Genomic DNA, 2,410 nt, shown 5'->3' with positions numbered 1-2,410 from the left:
ATCGCATCCTGTTCACCAGTTTCTCGGCCACCGTCATCACCGCCGCGGTGCTTTCGGGCCTCGCGATCTCGGTGCTGCCGGAATGTGCGCTACGGCCCGGCATGCGGGTGCTGGGCGAAGCCGACGGCTTCGGCGCCCTGCCCGATTGCCGCATCGGCATCATGCGCGGCCAGACGTCGCGGCCGGAGATCGTCGATGCGCTCGCCCGCCATATTTCGGAAAGCCTGGACAACATCTCCGTGCCGGTCGGTGAAGATCCCGGGACATTCGATTTCGCGGCACTCGCCTTCACCAAGCTGCGGCGAACCAAGCCGAACCAGATTCTGCCCGGCTGGTAGGCGGGGTCAGGTATGCGGGTTATGAACGGCTGGCCCGACGCAACCGCCTTGACGCGGGCGCCCAACCGTTCCCCAATCGACCGATGAGCGAAGCAGCATCCGAATCACGCACCAACGCCGCCGAATATACGGTGAGCGAGATTTCCGGCGCGCTGAAGCGCACGGTCGAGGACGTTTTCGGCAATGTGCGGGTGCGCGGCGAAATATCAGGCTATCGCGGGCCGCATTCGTCCGGTCATGCTTATTTCGCGCTGAAGGACGACCGTGCCCGTCTCGACGCCGTGGTCTGGAAAGGCACGATGAGCCGGCTGAAATTCCGCCCCGAGGAGGGGATGGAGGTGATCGCCACCGGCAAGCTCACCACTTATCCCGGCAAGTCCAACTACCAGATCGTCATCGACAATCTGGAGCCTGCCGGCGCCGGCGCCCTGATGGCTCTGCTGGAGGAGCGCAAGCGGCGGCTACAGGCCGAGGGGCTGTTCGATGCCGGTCGCAAGCGGTTGCTGCCATTCATGCCGCGCGTCATCGGCGTCGTCACCTCGCCGACAGGGTCCGTCATCCGCGACATCATCCACCGCATCAAGGACCGCTTTCCGCTGCACATCCTGGTCTGGCCGGTGCGTGTTCAAGGCGAGACGTCAGGCGCGGAAGTGACTGCCGCGGTCAACGGCTTCAACGCGCTGGCCTGGGACGGCGCCATTCAGCGCCCCGATCTGCTGATCGTGGCGCGCGGCGGCGGCAGCCTCGAAGACCTCTGGGGCTTCAACGACGAGGCGCTCGCCCGCGCCGTTGCCGCTTCCGGCATTCCGGTGATCTCGGCTGTCGGCCACGAGACCGACTGGACGCTGATCGACCTCGTTGCCGATGTGCGGGCGCCGACGCCGACGGGTGCGGCCGAAATCGCCGTGCCGGTGAAGGCGGACCTCGAAGCGACGCTTGCCAGCCTCGGAGCGCGGCTGAAAGCGGCGGTCCTGCGCAATTTCGAACGCAAGCGGCAGGCCGTCCGTGCCGCCGCCCGGGCTCTGCCCTCGCCCGATCAATTGCTGGCGCTGCCGCGCCGGCGCCTCGATGAGGCGACATCCAGGCTCGGCCGGGGCCTGTTGGTCTCCACCGAACGCAAGCGTGCAAGGTTTTTTGCCGTAAAGCTGACACCGGCAATGCTGTCGCAGCGCATTGCCGAGGCGCGGCGCACCAACGAACGCAATCTTTTGCGAGCACAAGGGGCACTGCGCGCGTTGGCAAGAGCCCGGCGTGCGGAGCTTAACCGAGCGGCCGATCAATTGCCAAAATGTGCCAGGGCATCGCTGCAGCGGCACAAGCAGCAACTGGGCATGCTGCAAGGCCGCATCACGATCGAGCCGACGGCACGGCGGCAACGCGTGCAGAGGGATTTGCTGACAGCTTTGACGAGACGCGGCACGCAAGCAGTGGTGCTCAGGCTGGAGCGCCTGCGCGGCCGCGTCGTCCAGGCCGACAGGTTGATGGCGTCGCTGTCGCACAAGGCCGTCCTGGCGCGCGGCTTTGCGCTGGTGAGGGATGCGGATGGCGCGGTGATCAAGCAGGCTGCCGAGGTGGCGTCGGGAATGGCGCTTTCGCTCGAGTTCGCCGACGGCATCGCCGATGCGGTGGCGATCACCGGCACGGCAAAACCGAAAGCCGTGGCCAAGCCGGCGGCCAAGGCCAAGGAGCCGGGCAATCAGGGATCCCTGTTCTGAGACCATGACCGACAATCCGCATCATCTGACAACACCCTCGGGCAAACCGCGCGCGCGAAATTTCGGCATCGGCTTCGATGGGCGGCCCGGACCGTTTAACGCGATCACCGATGTGCCCGGCGTGACGGTCGGCTATGCGACGCTGATTTCGGGCGATGGCGCGCTTGTCGTCGGCGAGGGACCGGTGCGCACCGGCGTGACCGCGATCCTGCCCAGGCCGCTCGCCGACCTCGCCACGCCGGTCTTCGCCGGCATTTTCAGCCAGAACGGAAACGGCGAACTGACCGGCTCGCACATCGTCGAGGAAACCGGCGCTTTCAACTTCCCGATCACCATCACCAACACGCATTCCTGCGG

General features: G+C 66.2%; 2 protein-coding genes and 1 pseudogene. All 3 read left to right on the top strand.

The genetic code is table 11. The features are described 5' to 3' along the window. Window positions 1-338 (top strand): annotated as a pseudogene (locus EN964_RS31905) (LysR family transcriptional regulator); the annotation flags it as partial. Window positions 339-421: 83 nt separating this feature from the next. Further along, window positions 422-2,053: an exodeoxyribonuclease VII large subunit gene (gene xseA / locus EN964_RS31900; RefSeq protein WP_127272365.1), complete on the top strand. Its 1,632-nt coding sequence runs from the start codon at window positions 422-424 to the stop codon at window positions 2,051-2,053. A 4-nt stretch (window positions 2,054-2,057) separates the two neighbouring features. Further along, window positions 2,058-2,410: P1 family peptidase (locus EN964_RS31895; protein ID WP_206528788.1), on the top strand; the 353-nt coding region annotated here is incomplete at its 3' end.

Origin of the sequence: Mesorhizobium sp. M7A.F.Ca.CA.001.10.2.1 (assembly GCF_003998575.1) — a bacterium.
GTDB lineage: Bacteria > Pseudomonadota > Alphaproteobacteria > Rhizobiales > Rhizobiaceae > Mesorhizobium.
The sequence above is the reverse complement of the archived record's forward strand: the minus strand, read 5'-3'. Positions and strand labels throughout refer to the sequence as shown.

Coding starts and splice junctions, on each gene's coding strand:
- xseA (WP_127272365.1), top strand. CDS start 422: ATGAGCGAAGCAGCATCCGAATCACGCACCAACGCCGCCGAATATACG.